Annotated in this window: 4 protein-coding genes; 2 read left to right on the top strand and 2 right to left on the bottom strand. The window is 71.5% G+C overall.

The window, feature by feature from the left end; translation table 11 throughout:
• Positions 1-169: 169 nt before the first annotated feature.
• The gene (locus ACWGIU_RS29740) at positions 170-1,492 is read right to left on the bottom strand and encodes an LCP family protein (protein ID WP_453710929.1); all 1,323 of its coding nucleotides are present in this window, start codon (positions 1,490-1,492) and stop codon (positions 170-172) included.
• A gap of 168 nt (positions 1,493-1,660) precedes the next feature.
• Between ACWGIU_RS29740 and ACWGIU_RS29735 the strand changes: the two genes are divergently transcribed.
• The gene (locus tag ACWGIU_RS29735) at positions 1,661-2,197 is read left to right on the top strand and encodes an acyl-CoA thioesterase (RefSeq protein WP_453710927.1); all 537 of its coding nucleotides are present in this window, start codon (positions 1,661-1,663) and stop codon (positions 2,195-2,197) included.
• 49 nt (positions 2,198-2,246) lie between these two features.
• Here the strand turns inward: ACWGIU_RS29735 and ACWGIU_RS29730 are convergent, their stop codons facing one another.
• Entirely contained in the window at positions 2,247-3,740 is a 1,494-nt protein-coding gene (locus ACWGIU_RS29730; protein ID WP_453710925.1) for an LCP family protein, read from the bottom strand.
• Positions 3,741-3,915: 175 nt separating this feature from the next.
• Here ACWGIU_RS29730 and ACWGIU_RS29725 point away from each other — a divergent pair, with 175 nt between their 5' ends.
• On the top strand, positions 3,916-4,941 hold the full coding sequence (locus ACWGIU_RS29725) for a glycosyltransferase family 2 protein (RefSeq protein WP_453710923.1): 1,026 nt from the start codon (positions 3,916-3,918) through the stop codon (positions 4,939-4,941).
• Positions 4,942-4,944: the final 3 nt, after the last annotated feature.

Here is a 4,944-nt window from a genome sequence, read left to right as displayed (position 1 = left end):
ACAACGAACTGCGCGCCGGAGCCCGCGTGTGGTGCGAGGCGCGGCTGCCCGCCGCCGCCATCCGCTTCTCCCCGGACGCCTGACCGCAGGCCGGTAGGGGTCCGGGTCCGGGTGGTCCGTCCGGGTCCGGCGAGGGAGCCGGCCGCCCGGCCGCACTCCCTCGCCGCCGTCAGTTACCGCGGACGGTGACCTTCTCGTCGTTCTGGATCTGCTTCACCAGCTGCTGAACCTTCGCCTTGTCCCAGACGAGGTTGCCACCGCGCTGGCCGGAGATCGGCATGTTCATCGAGACGCCGTCCCCGCCGTTGACGCCCTTCATCGCGAAGAACATCTGGCCCATGTCGTACAGGCCCATGTCCTTGTCCACGACGAGGGTGTCCAGGCCCGCGCCCAGCATCGGATAGAGCGCGAACGGGTTCAGGATCGTCGACGGCGTCGCGGCCTGGCTCGCCAGCGCCGACAGGAACTTCTGCTGGTTCTTCGTCCGCTGCAGGTCGGACTCGGCGAAGGCGTACCGGGTCCGTACGAAAGCCAGGGACTGCTCGCCGTTGAGGGTCTGCTTGCCGGCCTTGAAGTCGGCACCCGACTTCTCGTCCTTGAAGCCCTCCTCGATGTTCAGCTCCACACCGCCCAGCGCGTCCACGATGTTCGCGAAACCGGCGAAGCCGATCTCCGCGTAGTGGTCGATGCGCAGGCCCGTGTTGTGCTCCACCGTCCGCACCAGCAGCTCGGGGCCGTCCTCCGCGTACGCGGCGTTGAGCTTGACCCGGCGCCCCTGCGCGGGGAACGTCTTGCCGGACTGCGAGCCCACGAAGGACGGGATCTCCACGTCCGAGTCGCGGGGCAGCGAGATCATGGTGTTCCCGCTGGAGCACTTCGCCAGGATCATCATCGAGTCGGTCCGCTTGCCCTCGGCCGAGCCGGTGTGCAGCTTCTTCTTCTCCTCGGCGGACATCCCCTCGCGGCTGTCGGAGCCCACGATCAGGTACGTCGTGCAGTCGCCCTCCTTCGGGCGCTCGATGACCTTGGAGAGGTCCACCTCGCGGCGCACCTTGGAGTCGGCCCAGAAATAGGTGGAGACCGAGGTCACGACGAGCGCGGAGAGCAGCACGATCGAGCCGACCTTGATCCGCTTGCGCCAGTCCGGGGCGGGACCGGGCGCCCGCCCGGGGCGGCCGGATCCGGACACCCCGCCGGGGCCTTCCGGTCGACCCGGCCCGCCCGGAGCGCCGCCGGCGGGCGCCCCGTAGACCTGGCCGGTGTTGTAGCCGCTGTCGTAACCGCCGTACGCGTCGTGGCCGCCCGTCTGCTGCGGGGGTACGCCGTGCGCGGGCGGCGGGCCCGCCGGGCGCTGCGGGCGCGGGGGCTGCGCGGGCCGAGGCGGCTGCTGCGGCTGCCGCTGGATGTGCCGCATCCGCTGCACACCCTCGGGCTGCGGCTGCGCGCTGCCGCGCCCGTACGCGTCGTCACGACCTTCTGGCCAGTCATTCATGCGCCCAAGAATGCCTGCCCGGGTGCGTGCTCCGACAGCCCGGTCCGTATTCCGTTCCGCTGCTGTTGCAGAGCTGATGCCTCCATGAGCCATCTCGGGGGTGACCGGCCGATCGGGCCGGGCTCGCGGGGTCCGGCCCGACGACACGGCACCCCCTAAGGTGTCCGTATGACACAGATACCGGGCGAGCTGCCCGGGAAGCCCACCGCAGCCTCCCGGACGACCCTCAGCCACATCATGACCGCCAACGACACCAACCTCCTCGGGACGGTGCACGGCGGCGTGATCATGAAGCTGGTGGACGACGCCGCGGGTGCCGTGGCCGGCCGCCACTCCGGCGGCCCGGCGGTCACCGCCTCCATGGACGAGATGGTCTTCCTCGCGCCCGTGCGCGTGGGCGACCTCGTCCACGTGAAGGCCCAGTGCAACTGGACCGGCCGCTCCTCCATGGAGATCGGCGTACGCGTCCTCGCGGAGCGGTGGAACGAGTCCACCCCCGCCACCCAGGTCGGCACCGCCTACCTCGTCTTCGCCGCGGTCGACGCCGAAGGCAAGCCCCGCGAGGTCCCGCCCGTCCTCCCCGAGACGGAGCAGGACGAGCGGCGCTACCAGGAGGCCCAGATCCGCCGCACCCACCGGCTCGCCCGCCGTCAGGCGATCATGGCGCTGCGCGAGGAGCGGTCGGCCCAGGGCTTCGACGACTGAGCCCGTCCCGGAGCCCGGCCGGGTCCCGTCCGGACTCCGTCCGGGAGCCTCAGTCCCCGCAGACCATCTCGTCGCCGGTGACCACCCCGAAGGTGCCCTGGTACGGATCCTCGGCACGCACCGGTACCACCTTGCGGTAGTCCGCTCCCACGACCACCACCACCGTCCGGCCCTGGCCCGGCACCGCCCGCAGCTTGCTGCCCGGCAGCGCGGTCGCCACCGACCGGGCGGAGCGGTCCCAGCGGGGGTCGTACGTGATCACCGTGCGCTTGACCTCACGGCTGGCGGCGTTGCCCGGGGCCCGGGTGGTGTCGAAGCCGGTGGCCCGCAGCGCGGCGTCGACCCGTCCGCCCAGCCCGTCGATCCGGGTGCCGTTCTCCACCTGGACCCGGACCTGGGGCGGGGGCACGTCCACGGGCACCGCCGCGGGCGGGCCGCCGTCGGCCTTCCTGGGCCGGGCCGGGGCCAGCGGACGGTCCTGGCGCAGCGCCTCGAACAGCTTGGCCGCCTTCGGGTCGTCCCACTTCACGGTGGACCCGATGCCCTTCACGGGGAAGGAGGGGCTGCCGATGGGCACCGAGGCGAACTCCGAGGAGGACGGGGTGAAGTCCCGCATCGCCTGTCCGAGGGCCAGCATCTGCTCCGACCCGAAGTCCTTGTCGGCCCGGACGGAGCCGAGGAGGGTGGAGCTGACCTCCTTGAACTTCACCGGGTTCAGCAGCACCCCGCCCCCGGTCGCCTGCTTGATCAGGGCGGCGACGAACCGTTGCTGGCGCTGCATCCGGCCGAGGTCGGAGGCCCCGTCGACATGGCGCGAGCGCACGTACTGCAGGGCCTGTCCGCCGCTGAGGCGGTGGCTGCCGGGCAGCAGGTCGAGGCCGGTGTTGCGGTCGCGCATGGTCTTGGCCGTGCAGATCTCCACGCCGCCCATCGCGTCGACCGTCTTCATGAAGCTGGTGAAGTCGACCTCCAGGTAGTGGTCGATCTTCACCCGGGTCATGTTCTCCACGGTCCGCACGGTCAGATTGGGCCCGCCCTCCGCGTACGCCGCGTTCAGCCGTACGGGGTGGGGCTTGTGCGCCTTGCCGGTGACGAGGTCCCGGTGGGCGGGCACCTCGGCGTAGCTGTCGCGGGGCAGGCTGATCACGCTGGCCCGCTCCTTGTCCGCCGACAGGTGCACGAGCATGATCGTGTCCGTGCAGTGGCAAGGCGCGCCGCCCAGCCGGTACTCGCGCTTCTCCTCCGGGGAGATCTTCTCCCGCCCGTCGGTGCCCACCAGCAGGAAGTTGAGGCCGTGTCCGGCCTGCGGGCGGTTCTTCATGTCCTTGAACGGGTCCACCCGCTCGATCCCGGTGTCCAGGCCGGTCATCACGGCGTGCCCGATGGCCCCGGAGCCGAGCACCACCACCGACAGGCCGGCCGCGAGCCGGACCCCCCACCGGGGCCGCCCGTCCCGGTGCCGGGCGGGACCGCCTCCGCCGCGTCGGGCGCGCTGCGGTCGGGGCGGCCCGTCAGGACGGGCGGGACGGTGCGGCTGGGGCACGGGGGACACCTCCGCGGGGGCAGCAGGGAGACCGGCCGGGGCGCGGGCCGGATCAGCTGATTCGGCAGAACAGTAGGCCCATACGATCAGCTGCTGTCCTTACCGGTCGCTCGGCGCGCACCCGGTTCCCCCGTACGCGGTAACGTGACACCGGTACCCGACCTTGAAGGACCACATGCCCGCCCAGCAGCCCGCAGTCTCGGTGATCATGCCGGTGCTCAACGAGGAGCACTACCTCCGCGATTCCGTCCGCCACATCCTGGAACAGGAGTACGCGGGCGAGATGGAGGTGGTGATCGCACTCGGTCCGTCCACGGACCGCACCGACGAGATCGCCGCCGCACTCGTCGCCGAGGATCCCCGAGTCCACACCGTCCCGAATCCCACCGGCCGGACCCCGGCGGCGCTCAACGCCGCCATCAAGGCCTCGCGTCACCCGATCGTGGTGCGCGTCGACGGCCACGGCATGCTTTCGCCGAACTACATCGCCACCGCCGTCCGCCTCCTGGAGGAGACGGGCGCCCAGAACGTCGGCGGCATCATGCACGCCGAGGGCGAGAACGCCTGGGAGGAGGCCGTCGCCGCCGCGATGACCTCGAAGATCGGTGTCGGCAACGCGCCGTTCCACACCGGCGGCCAGGCGGGCCCGGCCGAGACGGTCTACCTCGGAGTCTTCCGCCGCGAGGCGCTGGAACAGCAGGGCGGCTACAACGAGGAGTTCATCCGCGCCCAGGACTGGGAACTGAACTTCCGCATCCGCGAAGCCGGCGGTCTGATCTGGTTCTCGCCCGAGCTGATGGTCCAGTACCGTCCGCGGCGCTCCGTACGGGCCCTGGCCAAGCAGTACAAGGACTACGGTCGCTGGCGGCACGTGGTGGCCCGCTACCACTCGGGCTCCATCAACCTGCGCTACCTGGCTCCGCCGACCCTCGTCTGCGCGATCGCCGCGAGCGTGGTCGTGGGTGTGACCGTCACCCCCCTGGGCTTCGTCCTCCCGGCCGGCTATCTCGCGGCGATCACCGCGGGCTCCGTACCGGCGGGCAAGGGGCTCGGGATCAAGGCCCGGGCACAGATCCCCGTCGCCCTGGCGACCATGCACCTGTGCTGGGGCTTCGGCTTCCTGACCAGCCCGCGGGCCCTGGCGAACAAGGTCATCGCGAGCCGCCGTCCCGCCGTGCACCGGGACTCCTCGCAAGTCTGAGAC

The sequence above is a fragment of the Streptomyces sp. NPDC054840 genome, from assembly GCF_053611065.1.
The sequence above is the reverse complement of the archived record's forward strand: the minus strand, read 5'-3'. Positions and strand labels throughout refer to the sequence as shown.